Annotated in this window: 19 protein-coding genes and 1 other RNA gene; 16 read left to right on the plus strand and 4 right to left on the minus strand. The window is 63.1% G+C overall.

What is annotated here, in order from left to right:
* Window position 1 precedes the first annotated feature (1 nt).
* The 9 genes from FIU89_RS02050 (at window position 2) to FIU89_RS02090 (ending at window position 9,256) form a co-directional block, all read left to right on the plus strand.
* Window positions 2-484 (plus strand): protein-tyrosine phosphatase family protein, encoded by a 483-nt coding sequence (locus tag FIU89_RS02050; RefSeq protein ID WP_152491070.1) that lies wholly within the window; start codon window positions 2-4, stop codon window positions 482-484.
* A gap of 324 nt (window positions 485-808) precedes the next feature.
* Entirely contained in the window at window positions 809-1,435 is a 627-nt protein-coding gene (locus FIU89_RS02055; protein WP_152491071.1) for a TetR/AcrR family transcriptional regulator, read from the plus strand.
* A 112-nt stretch (window positions 1,436-1,547) separates the two neighbouring features.
* Complete coding sequence (locus tag FIU89_RS02060) at window positions 1,548-2,678, plus strand: ABC transporter substrate-binding protein (RefSeq protein WP_254701767.1); 1,131 nt, start codon at window positions 1,548-1,550, stop codon at window positions 2,676-2,678.
* A gap of 60 nt (window positions 2,679-2,738) precedes the next feature.
* Complete coding sequence (locus FIU89_RS02065) at window positions 2,739-3,608, plus strand: branched-chain amino acid ABC transporter permease (protein WP_152491073.1); 870 nt, start codon at window positions 2,739-2,741, stop codon at window positions 3,606-3,608.
* Between the two features lie 7 nt (window positions 3,609-3,615).
* Window positions 3,616-4,581, plus strand: a complete 966-nt coding sequence (locus FIU89_RS02070) for a branched-chain amino acid ABC transporter permease (RefSeq protein WP_254701768.1) — start codon at window positions 3,616-3,618, stop codon at window positions 4,579-4,581.
* A gap of 4 nt (window positions 4,582-4,585) precedes the next feature.
* The gene (locus tag FIU89_RS02075) at window positions 4,586-5,350 is read left to right on the plus strand and encodes an ABC transporter ATP-binding protein (protein ID WP_152491075.1); all 765 of its coding nucleotides are present in this window, start codon (window positions 4,586-4,588) and stop codon (window positions 5,348-5,350) included.
* 7 nt (window positions 5,351-5,357) lie between these two features.
* Entirely contained in the window at window positions 5,358-6,056 is a 699-nt protein-coding gene (locus tag FIU89_RS02080) for an ABC transporter ATP-binding protein (protein WP_172977993.1), read from the plus strand.
* A gap of 13 nt (window positions 6,057-6,069) precedes the next feature.
* Entirely contained in the window at window positions 6,070-7,044 is a 975-nt protein-coding gene (locus FIU89_RS02085; protein WP_152491077.1) for a dipeptidase, read from the plus strand.
* Window positions 7,045-7,477: 433 nt separating this feature from the next.
* A complete protein-coding gene (locus FIU89_RS02090; RefSeq protein ID WP_152491078.1) occupies window positions 7,478-9,256 on the plus strand; it encodes a histidine kinase N-terminal 7TM domain-containing protein in 1,779 nt (592 codons plus the stop codon).
* A gap of 258 nt (window positions 9,257-9,514) precedes the next feature.
* Here FIU89_RS02090 and ffs read toward each other — a convergent pair.
* Window positions 9,515-9,613: signal recognition particle sRNA small type (ffs, locus tag FIU89_RS02095), an RNA gene on the minus strand.
* A gap of 9 nt (window positions 9,614-9,622) precedes the next feature.
* Entirely contained in the window at window positions 9,623-11,596 is a 1,974-nt protein-coding gene (locus tag FIU89_RS02100; RefSeq protein ID WP_152491079.1) for a bifunctional 2',3'-cyclic-nucleotide 2'-phosphodiesterase/3'-nucleotidase, read from the minus strand.
* Window positions 11,597-11,814: 218 nt separating this feature from the next.
* On the opposite strand from FIU89_RS02100, the gene nudC reads away from it, so the two are divergent.
* Complete coding sequence (gene nudC / locus FIU89_RS02105) at window positions 11,815-12,771, plus strand: NAD(+) diphosphatase (RefSeq protein ID WP_152491080.1); 957 nt, start codon at window positions 11,815-11,817, stop codon at window positions 12,769-12,771.
* A gap of 78 nt (window positions 12,772-12,849) precedes the next feature.
* Entirely contained in the window at window positions 12,850-13,317 is a 468-nt protein-coding gene (locus FIU89_RS02110) for an SRPBCC family protein (protein ID WP_152491081.1), read from the plus strand.
* A gap of 75 nt (window positions 13,318-13,392) precedes the next feature.
* Here FIU89_RS02110 and FIU89_RS02115 read toward each other — a convergent pair whose 3' ends face one another.
* A complete protein-coding gene (locus FIU89_RS02115; RefSeq protein ID WP_152491082.1) occupies window positions 13,393-13,857 on the minus strand; it encodes a hypothetical protein in 465 nt (154 codons plus the stop codon).
* 333 nt (window positions 13,858-14,190) lie between these two features.
* A complete protein-coding gene (locus tag FIU89_RS02120; protein ID WP_152491083.1) occupies window positions 14,191-15,024 on the minus strand; it encodes a prephenate dehydratase in 834 nt (277 codons plus the stop codon).
* 140 nt (window positions 15,025-15,164) lie between these two features.
* Between FIU89_RS02120 and FIU89_RS02125 the strand changes: the two genes are divergently transcribed.
* From FIU89_RS02125 to FIU89_RS02145, 5 genes are all read left to right on the plus strand, one after another.
* A complete protein-coding gene (locus FIU89_RS02125) occupies window positions 15,165-16,403 on the plus strand; it encodes a cytochrome c family protein (RefSeq protein WP_152491084.1) in 1,239 nt (412 codons plus the stop codon).
* Between the two features lie 212 nt (window positions 16,404-16,615).
* Entirely contained in the window at window positions 16,616-18,562 is a 1,947-nt protein-coding gene (locus tag FIU89_RS02130) for an extracellular solute-binding protein (protein ID WP_152491085.1), read from the plus strand.
* Window positions 18,563-18,625: 63 nt separating this feature from the next.
* Window positions 18,626-19,711 carry a microcin C ABC transporter permease YejB gene (locus FIU89_RS02135; RefSeq protein ID WP_152491086.1) on the plus strand — a complete coding sequence of 362 codons (1,086 nt, stop codon included), beginning with the start codon at window positions 18,626-18,628 and terminating at the stop codon, window positions 19,709-19,711.
* A gap of 4 nt (window positions 19,712-19,715) precedes the next feature.
* Complete coding sequence (locus FIU89_RS02140) at window positions 19,716-20,822, plus strand: ABC transporter permease (protein WP_152494368.1); 1,107 nt, start codon at window positions 19,716-19,718, stop codon at window positions 20,820-20,822.
* Complete coding sequence (locus tag FIU89_RS02145; RefSeq protein ID WP_152491087.1) at window positions 20,819-22,408, plus strand: ABC transporter ATP-binding protein; 1,590 nt, start codon at window positions 20,819-20,821, stop codon at window positions 22,406-22,408. Before FIU89_RS02140 ends, FIU89_RS02145 begins: the two co-directional genes overlap by 4 nt.
* The last annotated feature ends 20 nt before the right edge of the window (window positions 22,409-22,428 follow it).

The following is a 22,428-nucleotide window of genomic DNA, read 5'->3' on the forward strand; positions in this document are numbered from 1 at the left end:
TATGTCGGATTTCGTCATCTACGCGTTGCCGGTGGCCGAGGGGATCCTCGGCATCGCGCCGATGCCGGGACGGGGCGGCCACTGGCAGGACGATCTGCAGCACCTCGCGGACTGGAAGCCGGCGCTGGTCGTGTCGATGACGACGGTGTCCGAGCAGGTCACGCATGGGCTTGCCGACATGGGCGCCGAGATCCAGGACAAGGGCACGCGGTGGATCCACCTGCCGGTGGAGGATATGGGCGTGCCGGCACAGGAGCGGATCGAGGAATGGCATACGGCCAGCAAGACCGCGCTGGCGGCGCTGCAAGGCGGCGGGCGCGTGCTGATCCACTGTTTTGGCGGGTGCGGGCGGTCGGGCATGGCGGCCCTGCGCCTGATGGTCGAAGCGGGCGAGGAGGCCGAGGCCGCGTTGGCCCGGCTGCGCTCGGTGCGGCCCTGTGCGGTGGAGACCGACGAGCAGCTGCAATGGGCGCGCGCGGGCTGAGACGCGGGCAAATTTTTCGTGGAAAAATTTGGGGCGGAAAATTTCGAATTTTCCGGGTCAGAATTTTCGAAAAATTCTGGTGGCGGCGCACGGGTGGGGCGCGGGCTGGTCTGTGCGGGCCTTGCGGGGAGGCGGTGCATCGCCGTGTGTCCTAAAACAATAGGTCAGATGCAGACTTGTGACCGTGGATCAAGAAAGACGCGTGCTCGTTTCCCCGAGCAAATGATGGAGAATGTCGTTTCAGTTTTCGTATTCGACCCCGGAAGACACCTCCTGAAAAGAAATTCTTGACAGGACCGCCAACTTACAAACAGTCTGGTCGGTATGTCGAATCTCTTGAAACAGACTCGTAGAACCCAGACCGAACGCAGCGATCGAACGCGCAGGCGCCTGCACGAGGCGACCGTGGATCTGTTGATGGAGGTTGGTTACTCCAACACGACCTCGCTTGGTATCGCCAAGCGTGCCGGCGTATCACGCGGTGCTCAGACGCATCACTATCCTGAAAAGATCGACTTGATCGTCGCCGCGACCGAGGACATGTTCGACGGCTTCGCGGAAGGCCTGGCGAAACTGGCCGCTGAATTGCGCTCTGGCAAGGTCAGCCTCGACGAGTTCCTGGATCTGGTCTGGAAACGCATGCTCGAGGGCGACTGGTTCTACGCTTCTCTCGAGATAATCGTGGCGGCGCGTGGTGATGAGGAACTGCAAAGGCGCCTGCAGCCTGCAATATTCTCGCTTCACAATCGGTTCGAATCCATTTGGCGCAGCACGTTTGCTCCGGCGACCGGATCGAATTCGGACCCTGTGGTCATCATGAACATCGTCATGAACATGTGCCGCGGCATGGCGGTTCAGGCGGTTCTGCGTCCCGACAGAGAGTTCCTGAACGACATGCTGAAAGAAATGGCCGATCTTCTTCAAGAAAAGGTCGCGCCGATCGTAAAGTAACGGTTTCAAAATAAAAAAACAGACTGGTTTGTTTGTAGCCAGCATCCTCGAAATCCAACAGACTGGAGAATACGAAATGAAAAACAGCCTGAAATTGATTGCCGCCCTCGTCATGGCCGGCCTGCCTGCCACGGCGCAGGATGTGCCCGGTGTCACCGACGACAGCATCTCCATCGGCGTCATGGGGCCATTTTCCGGCAACGCGTCTTCCTACAGCAAGGCGCTGGTCGGGATGATGGCCTACTACGACAAGGTCAACGCGGAAGGTGGCGTGCACGGTCGCAAGCTGGTCGCGATACCCGAGGATACCGCGTGCGACCCCAGCAAGGGGCTCGCCGCGGCCAAGAAGCTCATTCACCAGGACGAGGTCTTCATGCTGCACGGCAATTCCTGCTCCGGCGTGGCGGTTGCAATCCGCCCGGTGGTCGAAGAGGCGGGGCTGCCCTGGTTGGTCGCCCATGCCGTGAGCGACTCCATCTCGGAGCCCCTGGCAAGGAATATCTTTCACGGCGTGCCGACCGGCTCCGCGAACGGACGCGCCATGGCGCAATTCGTGCTGTCCAAGCCCGACACGGAACGCGTCGCGATCATCGAGCACTCGAACGACTGGGCGCACAGCTATTCCAACCCGGCCAGGGAGTATCTGTCTGAGAATGGTATCGAGCCGGTCGCCGAGCTTACGATGGAGCGCGGACAAACGGATGCGACCGCGCAAATCCTCAAGCTGCGCGAAGCGAAGCCGGACTTCATCATCGCCGCGATCTACGAAGCCGAAACGGCGATTTTCCTGCGCGACCTCAAGAAATACGGGCTGGGCGATATCCCCGTCATGGGCACGGCCGGCACCGACCTCGAGAACACGCTGAAGCGCGTGGGCGACTTCGAGACGGTCAAGAACTACTTCGTGATCCATTCCTATGTCGACAACCTCGACGGGCCGAAGCTTCAGCCGGTGCGTGACATCCTGGCCAAATACGCCCCGGATGAAGAGCTTTCGACCTTCAGCTTCGTCTCGATCGGCTCGGCCAAGGCTCTCGTCGCCGCACTCGAGGCCGCGGGGCCCGATCTCACGCGCGAGAAACTGATCGACGCAATGGAAGGCATCGAGAGCTTTGAGACGGGTGTGCTGTCCGCGCCGATCACATGGAGCGAGACGGACCACCAGGGCGTGAAGGGGTCGGCCGTTGCCGGGTTCGTGGATGGCGAGCCCACCGTGTTGAGCGCTTGGAACACGCCCTATTGATCCATCCAAGCAAAGGCTGAGGGTCACTGACCCTCAGCGTCTCTTCAGGGAGTTTTGGAAATGCTGATGCAACTCACGATCAGTGGGATCTCTCAGGGTGCGATCTATGCATTGATCGCCCTGTCCCTCACGATCGTTTACCGTTCGACCACGATCGTCAACTTCGGTCACGGCGATTTCGTGATGGCGGGTGCCTTTATCAGCTACGTGCTGGTGGTCCTGCTTGGCGTCGCCTTCGTGCCCGCGGCCATGCTGGCGGTCGTCGCGATGTTCCTTCTGGGGCTCGCGTTCAGCCGGGGGCTCATCCGGCCCATCCGGGGCGGCCCGCATATCGGTTTCGCGCTGATGTGCATCTCGGCGGGCTACGTGTTTCGGGGGATTGCCCGCATCGTCTGGGGCCGGGAGGTCCTGCCGATGCCGCGCGTCTTCGACATCGACCCGATCTTTCTGGGCGACCTGATCATCACGGGCGACGCGATATTCATCCTGTCGACCACGGCGATCATGCTGGTGGTGTTCTTCAGTGTTCTTGCACTTACGGATATCGGCAAGATGGTTCAGGCGGTCTATCAGTCCGCACGCGGCGCGCAGCTGATCGGCATCAATGTCGACCGTTTCAACGACTTCACCTGGGGCATAGGCGCAGCGCTTGGCGCAATCGGCGGTATCCTGATCGCGCCGATCTCGCTCCTGCATCCCGACCTGGGCGCCAGTTTCCTGATCAAGGGCTTCGCGGCGATGACCCTGGGCGGCTTCGGCTCGCTCTACGGGGCGGTCCTGGGCGCCCTGCTTCTGGGCCTGAGCGAGCAATATGCCGGGGCCTATATCGACTCCGCCCTGATCGATATCACCGCCTACCTCGTGATCGTGATCGTTCTCTTTGTCCGGCCGCAGGGTCTCTTCGGGCGCAAAGCCGTAGTGAAGGTGTGATGCCATGATGCCGACAGCTTCCCAACTTCGTTTTCGCACCGTCCTGTTCTGGGCGTTTCCGCTGCTGCTCTTGCTGTTGCCGCTGGTCGCGAACGCCTACGTGCAGTTCATCGCCAACAGCATCGTCATCTTCGCACTCGTCGCGCTGGGCTTCAATTTCGTGATCGGCAATCTCGGCCAGCTGGCCTTTGCCAACACCGCGCTTTTCGGCCTGGGCGCCTATGGCTCCGCCATCCTCGTCAACGCCTTCGGCCTGCCATGGATATTGACCATCCCGCTCGCCGGCGTGGCGGGCGCGGCGGGGGGCTTTCTCGCCTCGGCGGCGGCATTGCGCGGTATTCGCCTCTACTACCTGGCGATCATCACGCTGGCCTTCGGAGAACTGATGCGCTGGCTCTATGTCCACGGCAAATCGGTCACCGGCGGGACGGATGGCATGGGCCTCCCGGCGCAGTCGATCTTCGGGATATCGCTGACCGGGGATCACGCCAAGTTCTACATCTTCCTGGCTGTCGCGGTTCTGCTGTTCAAGGCGACGCTGAATTTGCTGCGATCCCGCATCGGGCGCTCGGTCATGGCCGTCCGGGAAAACGAGGTCGCCACCGCGTCGCTGGGCATTCCGACCGCGAAGATCATCGTCTTCGCCTTCATCTGGTCGGGCTTCGTCGTGGGCTGCGCCGGGGCGCTCTTTGCACTGCACACAAGCTACGTCTTCCCCGAGAGCTTCGGGATGCTTCACCTGATCGTCAGCTTCGCGATGGTCCTGGTGGGTGGGCTCGGCTCTGTGATCGGCGCGGTGCTGGGGGCGGCCACGCTGACCATCCTGCCCGAATACCTGCGCAGTTTTCCCGGCATGGAAGAGCTGTTCTTCGGCCTGATCGTAATCGGTGTGCTTCTGGCGCTGCCCGAGGGGCTGGCAAGCCTCCTGCGCAAGCTGTCGCCGATATTTGTCGAACGCTACTACAGGGAATGAACCGATGACGCAGCTTCTCGAAGTCGAGTCTCTCGATGTCCAGTTCGCCGGCCTGCACGCCTTGCGCGATGTATCACTCGGCCTCGAGGCGGGACAGATCACGGCCGTGATCGGCCCGAACGGCGCCGGCAAGACAACACTCTTCAATGCCATTTCCGGCTATGTGCGGCCCAGCGGCGGAAGCGTGCGCCTCAGGGGGCACGACGTTGCCCGGCTCTCGCCGCACAGCATCGCCGAACACGGGATCCGGCGGACCTTTCAGAACGGCGGGCTGTTTCCCGCACTGACGGTTCTCGAGAACGTGTTGACGGGTCTGCACGCCCAGACCCACGGCTCTTTCCTGGACGTGATCTTGGGGCGCAGACGTGCCCTGGCGTCGGAACGTGAGATGATCGCCAAGTCGCGCGAGCTTTTGTCGCTCATGCAGATGGATCATATGGCAGACACAAGGGCTGCGGATCTCTCCGGCGGGCAGCAACGTATCGTCGAGATCGTCCGCACCGTGGCATCCGAGCCGCCGGTTCTTTTGCTCGACGAACCAGCGGTCGGCCTGTCCCCGTTGGCGCGGGACCAGATGATGGACATCATCAATCGTATGGCCGGCGAAAAGGGTGTTGGCATCCTATTGATCGAGCACGCGGTCGAACTGGTGATGGCCGGGGCCGACCGGATCATGGTGATGGCGGCAGGCCAGCGCATCGCCGAAGGAACCCCCGCAGAAATCCGCGAAGACCGCGCCGTGCTGGAGGCTTATCTTGGACATGCCTGAGACATTGATGAAAATACGCGACCTTCACGTCGCATACGGCAAGAAACCGATCCTGCGTGGCGCCAGCTACGACATCCTCAAAGGCGAATGCCTGACGCTTCTGGGCGCAAACGGATCGGGCAAGTCCACATCCCTGAACGCGATCTGTGGCTTTGTCCGTCCCGGTTCGGGATCGGTCATCCTTGGCGATACCGAGCTTGCTCAGCTTGCGCCGCACCAGGTTTTTGCCCACGGCGTGGCACAGGTCAGCCAGGCCCGCGATCTGTTTCCCGATCTGTCGGTTGAGGACAATCTGCGTCTGGGCGCCATGCGCCGGGGCGGCAAGGAGTCCGCGGCGACCCTCGACAGCGTCTACAGCCGCTTCCCGCGCTTGGCCGAACGCCGCAAGCAGGCCACGCGGACATTGTCGGGCGGGGAACAGCAGATGGTCGCCATTGGCCGGGCGCTCATGTCGCGACCGCGTCTGCTGCTGCTCGATGAACCCTCCGGGGGTCTGTCACCCGAGTTCTGCGAAGAGATCGCTGTCCTGATGGACGGGCTGAAGGCCGAGGGCGTCACCCTGCTGATGGTGGAACAGAACCTCAAGCTCGCCTTCCGCGCGGCGGACCGCTTCATCGTCCTGCGCGACGGGGTCGTGGTGGACGGTGGCGACGTCAAGGCGATGGAGCACGACCACGACGCGATCATCAAGAACATCTACCTCTGAGAATGGAAAGAACATGACCAAGAACAACCTCCACGAAGATCTCATCGTCTTTGACGGGCTGATAATTTCGAATTGGGGCAGCGAAGTCTTCGGGCAGATGCGCAAGGGTGGTCTTACAGCCGCCAACTGCACCTGTTCGGTGTGGGAGAATTTCCGCGACACCATGCTCAATATCGGGGCGTGGAACCGAATGCTTTCCGAGCATGAGGACCAGATCACGAAGGCCACTTCCGTAGAGGATATTCGCCGCGCCAAGAAAGACGGGAAGACGGCAATCGTCCTGGGGTTTCAGAATACGACCGCGTTCGAAGACCGGGTGGAGTTCGTCGAGCTGTTCAAGCAGCAGGGCGTGGGCATCGTTCAGATGACCTATAACACGCAGAATCTGGTCGGTAGCGGCTGTTATGAAAGCACCGATAGCGGTCTTTCGGATTTCGGTCACGACATCGTCGCCGAAATGAACCGGGTCGGCATGCTGTGCGACCTTTCCCATGTCGGCCCGAAAACGTCCGAAGATGTGATCCGCGCCTCTCGACGTCCCGTCGCCTACAGCCATTGTCTGCCGCATGGTCTGAAGGCGCACCCTCGCAACAAGACCGATGAGCAGCTTCGCCTTATCGCGGATCATGACGGGTTCGTCGGCGTCACCATGTTTCCGCCTTTCCTGCCGCGCGGAAACGACTCGACCGTAGACGACTATGTCAGCGCGATCGACTACGTCGTGAACCTGGTTGGCGAGGACCGGGTCGGCTTCGGCACAGATTTTACCGTCGGATACGGCAAGCCTTTTTTCGAGTATCTCAATCGTGACAAGGGCACGGGGCGGCAACTGACCGAGATCTGGGATGTCGAATTTCCCGATGGGCTCGAAAGCATCGCTGATTTCCCCAACCTGACCGCCGCAATGGAGCGGGCTAAATGGTCCGAGTCCAAGATACGCAAGGTCATGGGCGAGAACTGGCTTTCGGTGCTCGACCGGGTCTGGTGATATCGGTTCCCCTCGGGGCAGCCAAACCTGTGGCTGCCCTTTATTGTTTCGCGGTCATCGACAAGGCAGGTTGCGAACCCAATTAGGTTTGAATGCGTGCGAAGGCGGAATGTGGCGCCGCATCCATTATATGGTGCACGTTAACATTCTGCGAGATGACGACGCTTGGAGCGATCATCAGTACGATTTTGGGTAATAGACAGTGCTCTTTGGTTCGATGCACCTGCCGAACCCGAATTGCTTGCGCGCTTAAACGCGATTGTCCGGGCGCCACATCCCTTGCATTTTTCCGAAAACGCTTGAAAAAGTCATAGCGTGGCCAGCGGCATTTTTGACCCACTCCACCGGGGTTGAAGCAAAAGGTCACCATGACGCCGTATTCTAAGCAAATTCGAGTGTCTTTTTAACTCGGTATTTTGCAATTGGGGTTTCCATGACCTGCTTTGAAAGAGCATTCTCCAGCCCGGTCTTCCTGGTGGCCGTGGCGGTGATCGCACTTGCTGCCTTCACCATGATCTGGACCCTGAAATCGCAGGATTTCAACGGAAAGCGCTTCTACGCGCTCACCTTCATCGGTGTCATGTGGGCGCTTCTCTGCGTTGGTCTCGAGGCGGCGTCAGCGACGTATGCCTGCAATATGCAATGGGCGACGCTCGCGTGGCTGGGGCACGGATTGGTGACGACCTCGTGGTGCTACTTTGTCTTCAATTACGTCGGAGGCGCCGATTGGGTCCGCACGCGTCGCGCAACCGCGCTTCTGCTTGGCGTTACGCTGGGAATATTTGCCGTGGTCGCCACAAATTCGTGGCACCAGCTCGTCTATACCGGGGACACGATGCTTCCGGTCGGCAGCGAGCAGATCGAATACGTTCACGGGCCGGGCTTTTTCACGATCATCGCCTTGCTCTACACCTTCGTCATGGCCACCTTCGTTTGCCTGATAAGGGGGTTTGTCCGGGCCAAGCGGAGCGCCTGGCCACTGCTGAGCATGCTGACCGCCATCACCTTGTCGCCGCTGGTGGTGAACGCCGCCTATGTCGGTCTGGACTTCACCTTCTTCAGTCTCGATCCCACGGCCTTCATGTTCACGCTGGGCGTTCTGGCGTTCTCCTGGATGCTGGTGGTGAGCAAAACCATGGACATGGCCGCGGTCGGCAAGTCGGTCCTCTTCGACACGAGCAGCGAACCAGTCGTCCTGATCGACCGGAAGCGAAGCATCGTGTTGACGAATGCCGCGGCCCGCAAGCGCGGGCTGGGCAATGGCAACACCCAAATGCTGCGCGACCTTTTCGCGGGGCATGATGACCTGGCCACGGCCGCCGATGGCTCGCACCTGCACATTGGCCGCCGCGCTTACGAACCCCGGATACAGAAGGTCCGTAACCCCCTGAACCCATCCGCCGAAATCCTGGGATGGAGCGTGACCCTTGTCGACGTCACCGACCGCATGGCGATAAATACCTCGTTGCAGGAGGCCCTGAGGGCCGCCGACGCCGCCAATCGCGCCAAGGACGAGTTCGTCTCTGTGGTCAGCCACGAGATGCGCACGCCGCTGACGTCTCTGAAAGGCGGCCTTGCGCTCGCCCTTAGCGGACATATCGGCGAGATGAGCGACCAGATGCGCGCGCTGCTGGAAATTTCCCACCGCAACGGTATTCGCCTTTCGCGCCTGATCGACCAGATTCTCCTGGCGCAGAAGATGGACATCGGAGCGCTTCAGCTTGACGAAGACGCTGTCGATCTCGACAGGCTGCTCGCGGACAGCATCGAGGAAAACCGCATCTTCGCCACGGAGCGCAAGATAACGCTCGTGAAGAAGTCCACCGTTTCGCACGCGTTGGTCCAGGGCGATGCCTTCGCCATTCGCCAGATCATCGACAACCTTCTGTCCAACGCCATCAAGTTTTCGCCCGAGAACGGCACCGTGGAAGGCGCGGTGCATATGACCAATGGCAAGCTGCGCCTGTCGATCAAGGATGCCGGCCACGGCATCCCCGAGGGGATGGAAGACCGCGTTTTCGGGCGCTTCGGACAGGTCGCCAACCAGAGCCAGCATTCGACGCAAGGCTCGGGCCTGGGCTTGCACATTTCCAAACGGCTGGCCTGTCAGATGCATGGCGACCTGACCTATGACAGCACCCTGGGCGTCGGCACGAATTTTCATCTGGAGTTTGCCGCGATGGCACAGAATGAAGACCGATTGGCCGGCTAAAGTGTTTCGCGATAAACCTGAAGGACAGCTTATCGCGAAATGCAGCACATCGGGCAATCGTTGCACGCGTTTCGCCTTTCGCCGATGGCTCAGGTAAAAGGCGAAACGCTTTAAGCCAATGAACGGACGGCTGTTTCTCAAGCGAAAAATGCCGGAGGCGGCGGACGGTTGGGGCACAGGGCTGGTCTGGGCGGGCCTTTCGGGGATGCGGTGCATCCCCTGTCGGCCGTCATAAACCGGACTGCGTCCGGTTTACTTGGGTGAGAGGCTGGACAACGACCCAAGCGGGGCTCGTTACGGCTGCTTCCTTCCGGACCTGACCGGGTTGGCGAGGCGCCTGCCCGCGCCAACCTCTCGAGGGGGTATCTAGGACGTCGCGGCGGGATTCGCAAGGTGTGCAAGGGCAGTCATCGGTACAGCGAGCTGCACGAAGCCCTTTTCGCAGAGCCCGAGATCCCGCGCCGACAGGGCCGCGATCTCTTCGGGGTGGGCCCGGATGCCCGGCCCGGTCGCGAGGAGCACGGTCGCATCGCAGGGACCGTCGAGCCACCAGCCATAGGCCGGTGCCGCGGGGTACCGCACGCCGGTGTCACGCAAGCGGTCGACAAGGTAGTCCCGCACCTTGCGCCGCGTCTCGTGGATGATGCGATCCGTGCCGGCCTTGGGGAAGGGGCCGCCGCCGAAGGCCCGGAAATTGTTCGTGGCCATGGCGAAGACGGCATCGGCGGCGACGGGGGTGCCGTGGTGGCGCAGGTCGCGAATGCGCGTGGCCTCGGGGTTCAGCAGCCGGCCCATCGGGTCGTAGCGCGGCGGTTGCGACAGGTCTATGCGGTAGGTCAGTTCCGACACCGTGTCCAGGCTGTGGCCGGCAAAGGCGGGGTTCCAGAGCGGTTGCGGCCTGTCGCCAAGCCCGGGGTGAACCTGCTGGAAACAGGACGCGGCGCGCTCGAGCCAGTCCGCGACCTCGGCCCCGGTCAGCCGCAGTCCGACCAGCGTGTTGGGAAACGGATAGAGCTCTGCTGCGTGGCCCAGTGTCAGCGGCCCGGGCGGAATGTCGATGAAATGATCGGGGCCGCCATGCCCGCCGGTCTTGAAGCAGGCCGAGGTTGCCAGCACCGGCAGATGCGCGTGGGGCGTGTCGGCCAGGGCGGTCCGAAGCGCCGCTGCCTTGGCGTCGAGCACGGGGCGGAGCGTGTCACCGGGACGCAGAATCGACAGATAGCTGCGCAGCGGCCGGGTCGTGTGCCCGATCGGGCGGGCCGCGTGGGTCAGCGCGGCCCGGTGGGCGGCGCGCACGCGATCCACGAGCCCGGTCTCTGGGGGCACGGGCGCGGCGTGAAAACCGGGCCGGACGGGGCGCGCGCGGCTGTGTGCCGCACCGACATGCCAGCGGCCGCCGTCTCGCGCCACGAGGCAGAGGTCGATCACGCCCAGATGCGAGCCGCGAAAGCCCGCCATCACCGCGGGCACGCCGGCAAAGGTGCCCGCCTGATGATCGACGCCCGTCGTCGCCGTGTCTGCGGACGGGTCGGGGAAGACCTGATGGCTGTGCCCGCACAGAAGCGCGTCGATGCCGGGCACGGTGGCAAGTGCGAGGGCGGCGTGTTCCTGGTCCGCCTGCGCCTCTTCGGGGCGGCGCACGGCGGAGCCGATGCCGGAATGCACCAGCGCCACCACGATGTCGGCCCCCGCCGCGCGCAGTCGGGGCACTTCGGACATCGCCGTTTCGACGATGCCGCGCGTGACGAGCCGGCCCTGCAGGTGGACGTGGTCCCAGGTGGTGACCTGGGGCGGCAGAAGGCCCAGAACCCCGAGCCGCAGCGGGTGCGTCCGACCGGCGGAGTCGCGGATCTCGCGCCGCAGCAGCACCGAGGGCGGACGCAGCGGCGCCTCGTCCGGGCCCGAAAGCCGGGCATTGGCGCACAGCACCGGAAAGCGCGCGTCCTTCAGCGTGCGCATCAGCCAGTCGAGTCCGAAATTGAACTCGTGATTGCCAAGCGCGGCGGCGTCGTAGCCCATGTGGTTCATCGCGTCGATGACCGGGTGCGGGCCGGTCCACCCGCTGTCCGGGGCGGCCACGATATCGCTGAGCACCGAGCCTTGCAGGAAGTCGCCATTGTCGAACAGCAGGGAGTTGTGCGCCTCGGTCCGGGCGCGGGCGACCAGCGTCGCGGTGCGGGCGAGGCCATAGCCGGGCGTGTCGGTGTCGCGGGTGTAGTCGTAGGGCATGAGATGGCCATGCACATCGGTCGTTTCGAGCAGGCGGAGCCAGACATGCGGGTGGTTGGGGTCCCCTGCCGACGCTGAGGTCTCGTGCGGCCAGATCAGGTCGGAGGGCATTGCGAAACCTATCTCTTAATACTTGGCAAAACCTTCAAAGCACCAGATTGGCACATTGAGGTGGCGTCGGGCAATCGCCTTTTGGTTGATGTCACTTATTTAGGATCGCCTTCAGATTGGGCTCGCCCGAGTGCCAGGCAAGATCGTCGCGCCCTGTGAACGGCGTCGCTTGCCGTTCGCGGGGGGCTGTGGCAGGTCTGCAGCCGAAGGAGACAGGGATGCGCCATGCTGAAACAGTGACCTTCGGCGGGTCGGCTCTGGACAGGGCCGCCGAGCTGCGGGACAAGCCCGACGAGATTGCCGCGGCCGCGCGCGACGTGGTGCTGCTGTGGCGCGGCAAGCCGCTGGTCGAGGGGCCGGGGCTGGACCGGCTGGTGAGGCTGCCGGTGGATCACTCGGTGCTGTCGCTGGCCGACCCCGAGGCCGTGTTGCTGGGACGGCAGGAAGACGGGCGGCTGATCGAGGCGCGGGAACTGGTCGACTGGGAGCCCGAGGACGTGGATCCCGACCAGATGAACAGCTTCGTGGATGTGAGCGAGCAGCGCCATCCGCTGATGCGCGAGACGGAGGTCTTTGCCGAACTGCGGCGGGTGATGACCCGGCTGAGCCCGCGCGACGCGGAACTGGCGGCCACGGCCAAGGGTGTGCTGCACTGGCATGTCAGTCACCGTTTCTGTGCCCGGTGCGGCGCGCAGAGCGCACCGGCGCAGGCTGGGTGGCAGCGGGTGTGCGCCTCTTGCGGCGCGCATCATTTTCCACGCACCGATCCGGTGGTGATCATGCTGATCACCCATGGCAACAGCGTGCTGATGGGGCGATCGCCGCACTGGCCGGCGGGCATGTATTCCCTGCTGGCGGGATTCGTGGAGCCGGGGGAGACCATCGAGGCCGCCGTGAGACGCGAAGTCCGGGAAGAGGCCGGCGTGCGCGTGGGCGCGGTCGAGTACCTGGCGAGCCAGCCCTGGGCCTTTCCGGCGTCGCTGATGTTCGGGTGCCGGGGCGTGGCGCTGAGCCGCGAGATCACCATCGACCCGGTCGAGATCGAGGACGCGATGTGGATCAGCCGGGAAGAGATGATGCAGGCCTTCGCCGGATCGCATACTGTGCTCAGCCCGGCGCGAAAAGGAGCGATTGCTCAATTTTTGCTGCGCAACTGGCTGGCGGATACGCTATAGTCCGGACGAGCCGGAACACCGAAGTTACCCAGCCGGGCGAGAAAGACCCGGATGCAGAAGACGAAAAGAGGCGCAGAGATGAAATTCGTGGCCCACGAGGATGTAGAAGCCCCGATCGAGTTCGTGTTCGATCAGGTCAGTGATTTTGCCGCGATCGAGCGATCGGTCCTGCGGCGCGGTGCCGAGGTGCAGCGGGTCGACGACCTGGAGGAGACGCGGCCCGGCATGAAATGGGATGCGGCCTTCGACCTGCGCGGAAAACGGCGCGAGATGCAGCTGGAGCTGACCGAGCTGGACCGGCCCAACGGCATCGTCATTGCGTCGCGCTCGCCCAACATGGGCGGGCAGATGGTGCTGGACCTGGTTGCGCTGTCGCGCTCGCGCACGCGGATCAATGTCAAGATCGACATGACCCCCAGGACGCTGGCGGCCAAGCTGCTGGTCCAGTCGATGAAGCTGGCGAAGGGCAACCTGACGAAGCGGTTCCGCCAGCGTGTCGCGGGCTATGCCAAGGACCTTGAAGACCGATACAAGGACGTGGCTTGAGGGCGGTGGCGGGCCGAACGCAAAACGGGGCGCCGAGGTTGGCGACCCGTTTTCCCGTTTCAGGCAGGGCCGATATCAGCCCAGCTGATTATCTTTCTCCTGATCGAAGTAAGGTGCGCCATAGCCGTAGGCCAGGCCCAGCTGGTTGTCCTTCTCTTCATCGAAGTAGGGGGCGCCGAAGCCGAAGCCGAGCTGGTTGTCCTTTTCTTCGTTGACGAAGGGCGCGCCGTAGTTGGAGACAACCTCGAAGGTCGAGGCGTCGGCGCCATAGCCGCGCTGGTCATCCTGCTCCTGGTTGACGAAAGGGGCGCCGAAGTTTGCGGCGAGGCCCAGCTGGTTGTCTTTCTCTTCGTCCTGGAAGGGAGCGCCGAAGCCGAAGCCCAGCTGATTGTCCTTGTCTTCATCGAAATACGGAGCGCCGTTGGTCAGGACGCTGCTGTTGAGCGGCGTGCTGTGCTGGCCCAGGACGTTGACGACCTGAAGGGCGGCGGCGGGGGTGGCGAGAGCGGCGATGACCGCGACTGTACTGATGATACGCATGATGTGTTCCTTTCATTGTTTGTATCTGGGCGGCGCGGTCTGTCCGCGTCGTCTGAAAGCAAGATGGACACAAGCAGGGCACCAGCACAGGGGGCCTCCGCTTCTCGTTACTGGCGCTTCACGTGAATGCACAGAAGTGTGAGGAAAACTGTCGTGATGCTCTCGGCCCGCGTGTTCTGCGCGGGAGAATCTTCAAAAAATAACTGTAAAAAAGCGAAAATTACTGTAACATCCGGACTGTGCACAAATGCACGAAATTGGTGCGATTTTGGATGTGACGGTACGTTCGTAACATTTCAGGTGCCGACGCACGGTGCGGCCGGTCGTTCCCGCTCAGTGGCGGCGCGGGTCGGCGGGATAAACACCCAGAAGCGTGACGTCCGAGGTGAAGTAATCCAGCTCTTCCAGCGCCAGCTTGACGCCGGGATCGTCGGGGTGGCCCTCGATATCGGCATAGAACTGGGTTGCGGTGAAGGAGCCGCCGACCATGTAGCTTTCCAGCTTGGTCATGTTGATACCGTTCGTGGCGAAACCGCCCATCGCCTTGTAGAGCGCCGCGGGGATGTTGCGGACCTGGAACACGAAGGTGGTCATCATGCCGTCGTCGCCGCGATAGGAGTGGTCGGGCTCGCGCGACATGACGAGGAAGCGGGTGGAATTGTTGCTCTCGTCCTCGATCTCGCGGGCGAGGATGTCGAGGCCGTAGATCTCTCCGGCCAGTTCGGAGGCCAGCGCGGCCATATCGGGCTCGCCGGCTTGGGCGACCTCGCGCGCAGAGCCGGCGGTGTCGGCGCCGGTGACGCGCTGGATGTCGTGCTGTGCCAGGAACTGGCGGCACTGGCCCAGGAGCATCGTGTGGCTTTTGGCGCGCTTGATCTGTTCCAGCGGCACGCCGGGCAGCGCCAGAAGGTTGATGTGCACGCGCACGAAGGCCTCGGCGATGATGTGCAGGCCGGATGCCGGCAGAAGGTGGTGAATGTCGGCGACCCGCCCGAAGGTCGAGTTTTCGACGGGCAGCATGGCCAGGTCCGCCTCGCCCGAGCGGACGGCCTCGATCGCGTCCTCGAAGGTGCGGCAGGGCAGGGTATCCATGTCGGGATAGGTGTCGCGGCAGGCCTGGTGGGAGTAGGCGCCGGGCTCTCCCTGAAAGGCGATGCGTTTGGTCATCTGCTTGGTTCTTCGCCTGTTTTTTACTGTTTCCCGCTTTATTCGACGAAAGGCGGGCGTTTGGTCGCGGAAACTACACCTTGCACCGCCCGAGGGGAAGCGGATAGATACCGCGCGAGAGATTCAGATGGAAGCGGGCTATGTTTGACACAATGACCTTCACAAAGATCATGGGCGGCCTTTGCGGCACGTTCCTGGTCTTTCTTCTTGGCAAGTGGGCTGCGGAAGAGATCTATCACGTTGGCGGCGGCGGTCACGGCGAGGAGCACCAAGCGGCCTACGTCATCGAGGTGGACGAAGGCGAAGGCGGCGGCGGCGGCGGAGAAGAAGAGGAAGCGGTGACGCTGGCCTCGCTTTACTCCGAAGCGGACGTGGGCGCAGGCGAGCGCGTGTTCGGCAAATGCAAGGCCTGCCACCAGGCGGAGGACGGTGCCAATGGCGTCGGTCCGCATCTTTACGGTGTGGTCGGGCGTGACGTCGACGCGGTCGACGGCTTCAGCTATTCCGGCGCGCTGGAAGAGGCGGCGGACGTCTGGACGCCCGAGAACCTGTTCGCGTTCCTGGAGGACCCGAAAGGCTATGCGCCGGGCACGACGATGGGTTTCAACGGCCTGCCCAAGCCGGAAGACCGCGCCAACGTCATCGCCTTTCTTGACCAGACGGATGGCGACATGACCGAGGTTGCGGCCGAGGAAGGCGCGTCGGAAGAGAGCGCGTCGTCCGAGGAGGGCACCGAGGAAGAGGCCACCGAGGAGGCGTCTGCCGAAGAGGGTTCGGAAGAGCAAGCCACCGAAGAAGCCTCTGCCGAGGAAGGTTCCGAAGAGCAGGCGGCCGAGGAGGCATCTGCCGAGGAAGGCTCTGAAGAAGAAGCGACCGAAGAGGCGTCGGCCGAGGAAGGTTCCGAAGAGCAAGCGACCGAAGAGGCCGCGGCCGAAGAAGGTTCGGAAGAAGAAGCCACCGAGCAAGCCGCAGCCGAAGAAGGCTCTGACGAGGGCGGCTCGGAAGAGCAGGCCGCCGAGGAAAGCTCGGGCGGCGACGGTGGCGGCTCGGAGTTCGAGCAACTCGTCGCGGCGGCGGACGCGGCCGATGGCGAGAAGGCGTTCCGCAAGTGCGCCGCCTGCCACAAGGCCGAGGAAGAAGCCAACGGCGTCGGTCCGCACCTTGTGGGTGTGGTGGGCCGCGATATCGGCTCGGTCGACGGCTTCAACTATTCCGACGCGCTGGCCGGCCTGGACGGACAATGGACGGCGGACGAACTGAACGCTTGGCTGGAAGACCCCAAAGGCTATGCGCCGGGCAACAAGATGGCCTATCGCGGCGTGCGCAAGGAAGAAGAGCGCGCGGCGCTGGTCAAGTACCTGGAGAGCACCGCCAACTGAGCCGGTCGGACCTGGATTGCGAAGGCCGCCGTTCCTGCCCGGAGCGGCGGCCTTTTGTTTGGCGGTCTCCGGCGTCGCGTCGGCAAGCCGTCGCCCTGTCGGAAGTTTGATCGGGAATCCCGCTTTCGGCGCTTGAAACCCGTTTCAAACCTCCTTTAGCTTGCCTTGCAATGAGACTGACCCCAAATGAGGCAGGTCAAGAGGAGAGACACATGACCCGACGCCAGAGCCGGGCCACGCCCCGGGCCATCGCCGTTTCCCGCACCCGTTTCCTGACCGCCGCGCTGACCGGGCTGTGCATCGCGGCGCTGGCCGCGACCACCGCGCTGGCGCAGGACGAGGCCGCGGACGAGACCATCATCAAGAGCCACGGCTATTCGTATTTCGGAGAGCTGAAATACCCCGAGGATTACGAGCATTTCAGCTATGTGAACCCGGATGCGCCCAAGGGCGGCGAGATTTCCATCGCGCTGGCGGGCAGTTTCGACTCGATGAACCCCTACACGCGGAATGGCCGCGCCTCGGCCCTGTCGACGATCGGGTACGAGAGCCTGCTGGGCCAGGTGCTGGCCGGATCGGGCAGCCTGCCGGGCGACGACATGAACGGGCTCTATGGTCTGGTGGCGCACACGGTCGAATACCCCGAGGACAAGTCGTGGGTGATCTTTCACATGCGGCCCGAAGCGACCTTTTCCGACGGCACGCCGGTCACCGCCGAGGATGTGGCGTTTTCGCACAACCTGCTGCTGGACCAGGGGCTGAAAAGCTATGCCGAGGCGGTGCGCAAGCGCATTCCGAAGGTTGAGGTGCTGGATGAGCATACGGTGAAGTTCTATTTCGCCGAAGGCATTTCGCGCCGCAGCCTGATCGACCAGGTGGGCACGGTGCCGATCTGGTCCAAGGCGTGGTACGAGGAAACCGGCGCGCGGCTGGACGAGCCGCGGCTGGACATTTCGCCGGGGTCGGGCCCGTATGTGATCGACGAGGTGGTGCCGAACCGCCGCGTGGTGATAAAGCGCAACCCCGATTACTGGGGATGGGACCTTCCGATCAACAAGGGCCGGCACAATTTCGATACGATCCGGCTGGAGTATTTCGCGGATTCCACCGCTGCCTTCGAGGCGTTCAAGGCGGGCGAGGTGACCTATCGCACCGAGGCCGACCCCAAGCAGTGGGCCAGCGCCTATGACTTTCCCGCCGCCAACAAGGGCTGGGTGAAGCTGGAGGCGATCCCGGATGGCTCGCCGCCGCAGATGACGGGCATCGTGTTCAACACCCGCCGCGATGTGCTGAAGGACAAGCGCGTGCGGCAGGCGGTGGCGCTGATGTTCAACTTCGAGTGGACAAACGAGTCGCTGTTTGCCGGGTTCTACGAGCAGCAGCGATCCTTTTCCACGGGCACCCCGCTGGAAGCTACGGGCTTGCCCGAGGGCGACGAGCTGGAATTCCTGAATTCGCTGGGCGACGCGGTGCCCGAGGAGGTCAAGACGACCGAGCCGTGGGTGCCGCATACGAGCGATCCGTCGCGGCTGACGTCGCGCAAGAACAAGCGGCAGGCGCTGCGTCTGATGCAGGAAGCCGGGTACACGGTGGGCGACGACGGCAAGATGCGCGGCGAGGACGGCAAGGTGCTGCGGCTGGATTTCCTGCTGAACGCGTCGGGGCAGCCCACGGAAAAGGCCGTGGCCGAGAATTTCATCTCGAACCTTCAGGACCTGGGCCTCGATGCGCGGCTGGAGGCCGTGGACAGCGCGCAGTTCACCAAGCGTGAGCGCGATCACGACTATGACCTGGTTTTCGATGGCTATCCGGCCTTGATGGGCACGGGCACGGGCCTGGCGCAGCGGTTCGGGAGCGAGGCGGCCGACGACCTTTTCAACCCTGCGGGATTGCGCAGCCCGATGGTGGACCGGATCATCGAGGAATCGCTGATGACCGAAAGCCAGGAGGAAGAGGACATGACGATCCGCGCGCTGGACCGGGCGTTGCGGCACGAATTCGTCCTGATCCCCGACGGCTATGCGCCCGATCACTGGGTCGCCTATTGGGACCAGTACGCGCGTCCCGAGGAAATTCCGCCCTACCTGCTGGGAACGCTGGACTTCTGGTGGTACGACGCCGAGAAGGCCGAAAAGCTGAGAGAGGCGGGGGCGCTTTGACGATCTGGCAGGTTCTGGAAGACGGGGCGCTGACGCGCGCCGCGCGGGCATAGGGGGCCACGGGTGGGCGCCTATATCGTAAGACGGCTGTTGCTGATCATCCCGACGCTGATCGGGATCATGATTATCAACTTTGCGCTGGTGCAGTTCCTGCCCGGCGGCCCGGTGGAGCAGGCGATTGCCGACATCCAGGGGCAGGGCGACGTGTTCGGCGGCTTTGCGGGCGGCGAGCAGGACGGGGCCGTGACGGGCAATGAGGGCGACAGCGGCTATATCGGCTCGCAGGGCCTGCCGCCGGAGTTCATCGCCGAGCTGGAGGCGCAGTTCGGGCTGGACAAGCCGCCGCTGGAGCGGTTCCTGACCATGCTTGGGAATTACGCGACCTTCGATTTCGGAGAGAGCTATTTCCGCAAGATCGACGTGATGGACCTGGTGCTGGAAAAGATGCCGGTCAGTATCACGCTGGGGATCTGGACGATGCTGCTGAGTTACCTCGTGTCGATCCCGCTGGGCATCCGCAAGGCGGTGAAGGACGGCAGCAGTTTCGACACATGGACGAGCGGGATCATCATCGCGGCCTATGCGATCCCCGCGTTTCTGTTCGGGATCATGCTGCTGGTGCTGTTCGCGGGGGGCAGTTACTGGCAGATCTTCCCGCTGCGGGGCCTGACCTCGGACGGGTGGGAGGAGCTGAGCGTCATCGGCAAGGTGCTGGATTACCTGTGGCATATCGTGCTGCCGGTCACCGCGCTGAGCATCGGCGGGTTCGCCACGCTGACGATCCTGACCAAGAATTCGTTCCTCGATGAGATCAAGAAGCAATACGTGATGACCGCGCGGGCCAAGGGCCTGACAGAGCGGCGGGTGCTTTACGGTCACGTGTTCCGCAACGGGATGCTGATCGTGATCGCGGGCTTCCCGGGCGTTTTCGTGAGCGTGTTCTTCACGGGCAGCCTGCTGATCGAGACGATCTTCTCGCTGGACGGACTGGGGCGGCTCTTTTTCGAGGCCGCGATCGGGCGGGATTACCCGGTGATGTTCGCCACGCTTTACCTGACCACGCTGATCGGGCTGATCGTGGCGCTGATCGGGGACCTGACCTACGTGCTGATCGACCCGCGCATCGACTTCGAGAAGAGGTCGGGCTGAGATGATCAAGCTCAACCCCCTGAACCAGCGGCGCTGGCGCAATTTCAAGCGCAACAGGCGGGCGTTCTGGTCGCTGATCATCTTTGCGCTTTTGTGCGTGATCACCCTGCCTGCCGAGTTCGTGGCGAATGACAAGCCTTTGTTGGTGAAGTACCGAGACGCCTATTACATGCCGATCTTCAAGTTCTATCCCGAGACCGAGTTCGGCGGGGATTTCCGGACCGAGGCGGTCTATGCCGATCCGGAGGTGGAGTGCCTGATCGTGTCGGGCGGGCTGGTGGATTGCTTCGACGATCCCGAGGGGATCATCGAGGATGCCCAGGACGGCGAGGTGATGGGTGAGCCGATCGAGAAAGGCTGGACGCTCTGGCCGCTTATCCCCTACAGCCATGACACGCCCGTGGACCGCCCCGGCGCCGCGCCGCTGCCGCCCAACGAGCAGAACCTGCTGGGCACGGACGGGACCAAGCGGGACGTGCTGGCGATTGTCATCTACGGTTTCCGGCTGGCGGTGATGTTCACGCTGGTGGTGACGTTCTTTTCGTCCGTCATCGGGGTCGTTGCCGGGGCCGTGCAGGGGTATTTCGGCGGGCGGATCGACCTGTTCTTTCAAAGGTTCATCGAGATCTGGGCGTCGACGCCGCAGCTATACGTGATCATCATCCTGTTCTCTATACTGCCAAGGGGGTTCTGGCTGCTCGTCGGGATCATGGTGGCGTTCGGGTGGATGGCGCTGGTGGGCGTTGTGCGCGCGGAGTTCCTGCGCGCGCGCAATTTCGAGTATGTGCGCGCGGCCAAGGCGCTGGGCGTGGGCAACATGAAGATCATGTTCCGTCACATGCTGCCCAACGCGATGGTGGCGACGCTGACCTTTTTGCCGTTCATAATCACCGGTACGATCAGCCTGCTGGCGACGCTGGATTTCCTGGGCTACGGCCTGCCGTCGGGGGCGCCGTCGCTGGGGGAACTGACGCTTCAGGCCAAGCAGAACCTGCAGGCGCCGTGGCTGGCCTTTACCGCGTTTTTCACCTTCGCGATCATGCTGTCGCTGCTGGTCTTCATCTTTGAAGGCGTGCGCGATGCGTTCGACCCACGGAAGACCTTTCAATGAGCCTGCTTGAAGTGAAAGACCTGAAGGTGGGGTTCCGCCAGGACGGGGCGGTGACGCAGGCGGTGCATGGCGTGTCGTTCAGCGTGGATCGGGGCGAGACCGTGGCGCTGGTGGGCGAGAGTGGCTCGGGCAAGTCGGTGACGGCGCTGAGCACCGTGTCGCTGTTGGGGGACAGCGCGATTGTCGAGGGCAGCGTCACCTATGACCGGCAGCAGATGATCGGCGCGAATGACAAGCTGCTGCGCAAGGTGCGGGGCAACGACATCAGCTTTATCTTCCAGGAGCCGATGACGAGTTTGAACCCGCTGCACACGCTGGAAAAGCAGCTGACCGAGTCGATCGAGCTGCACCAGGGGCTGCGCGGTGCGGCGGTGCGGGAGCGCATCCTGGAGCTGCTGAACCGCGTGGGCATCCGCGACCCCGAAAGCCGGCTGGGCGCTTATCCGCACCAGTTGTCGGGCGGGCAGAGGCAGCGGGTGATGATCGCCATGGCGCTGTCGAACAAGCCCGATGTGCTGATCGCGGATGAGCCCACCACGGCGCTGGACGTGACCATCCAGGCGCAGATCCTGGAGCTGCTGGCGGAGCTGAAGCGCGAGGAGGATATGGGGCTTCTCTTCATCACCCATGACCTTGGCGTGGTGGAGCGCATTGCCGACCGGGTCTGCGTGATGAAGGATGGCGAGATCGTTGAGAGCGGCCCGACCGAAGAGATTTTCGGTAATCCGCAGCATGACTACACGAAAAAGCTGCTGGGGGCCGCGCCCTCGGGCGTGCCGGAGCCGGTGCCGGAGAAGGCCGAGACGCTGGTCGAGACCCATGGGCTGCGCATCTGGTTCCCGATCCAGAAGGGGTTGTTGAAGCGCACGGTAGGCCATGTGAAGGCGGTGAACGAAGCCGATATCGAGGTGCGCCGGGGCGAGACGCTGGGCATCGTGGGCGAAAGCGGATCGGGCAAGACCACGCTGGCGCTGGCACTGATGCGGCTGATCGACTCCGAGGGCGGGATGCGGTTCGAGGGCGAGGACATGCGCGCGTGGTCCACGCGGCAGCTGCGGCGCAAACGCTCGGACATCCAGATCGTGTTCCAGGATCCGGTGGGCAGCCTGAGCCCGCGCATGACCTGCGAGCAGATCATTGCCGAGGGGCTGGGTGTGCATGGCAACCCCGACGGACGGCCGGTGCGCGAACTGGTGGCCGAGGTGATGCGCGAGGTCGAGCTGAACCCCGAGACGATGGACCGCTATCCGCACGAGTTTTCCGGCGGGCAGAGGCAGCGGATCGCCATCGCCCGCGCGATGATCCTGCGGCCCAAGCTGGTGGTGCTGGACGAGCCCACGAGTGCGCTGGACATGACGGTGCAGGTGCAGATCGTGGACTTGCTGCGCCGGTTGCAGGTGAAATACGGGCTGACCTATCTGTTCATTAGTCATGACCTCGCCGTGGTGCGGGCGATGAGCCACAAGGTGGTGGTGATGAAGCAGGGCGATATCGTGGAATACGGGGCGTCCGAGGACATCTTCAACAATCCCCAGACCGAGTATGCCAAGACGTTGTTGCAGGCGGCGCTTGATTTGAAGGTCTAGGAGGCGCGTGGGTTTTCACC

This window comes from Roseovarius sp. THAF27 (genome assembly GCF_009363655.1).
Lineage (GTDB): Bacteria > Pseudomonadota > Alphaproteobacteria > Rhodobacterales > Rhodobacteraceae > Roseovarius.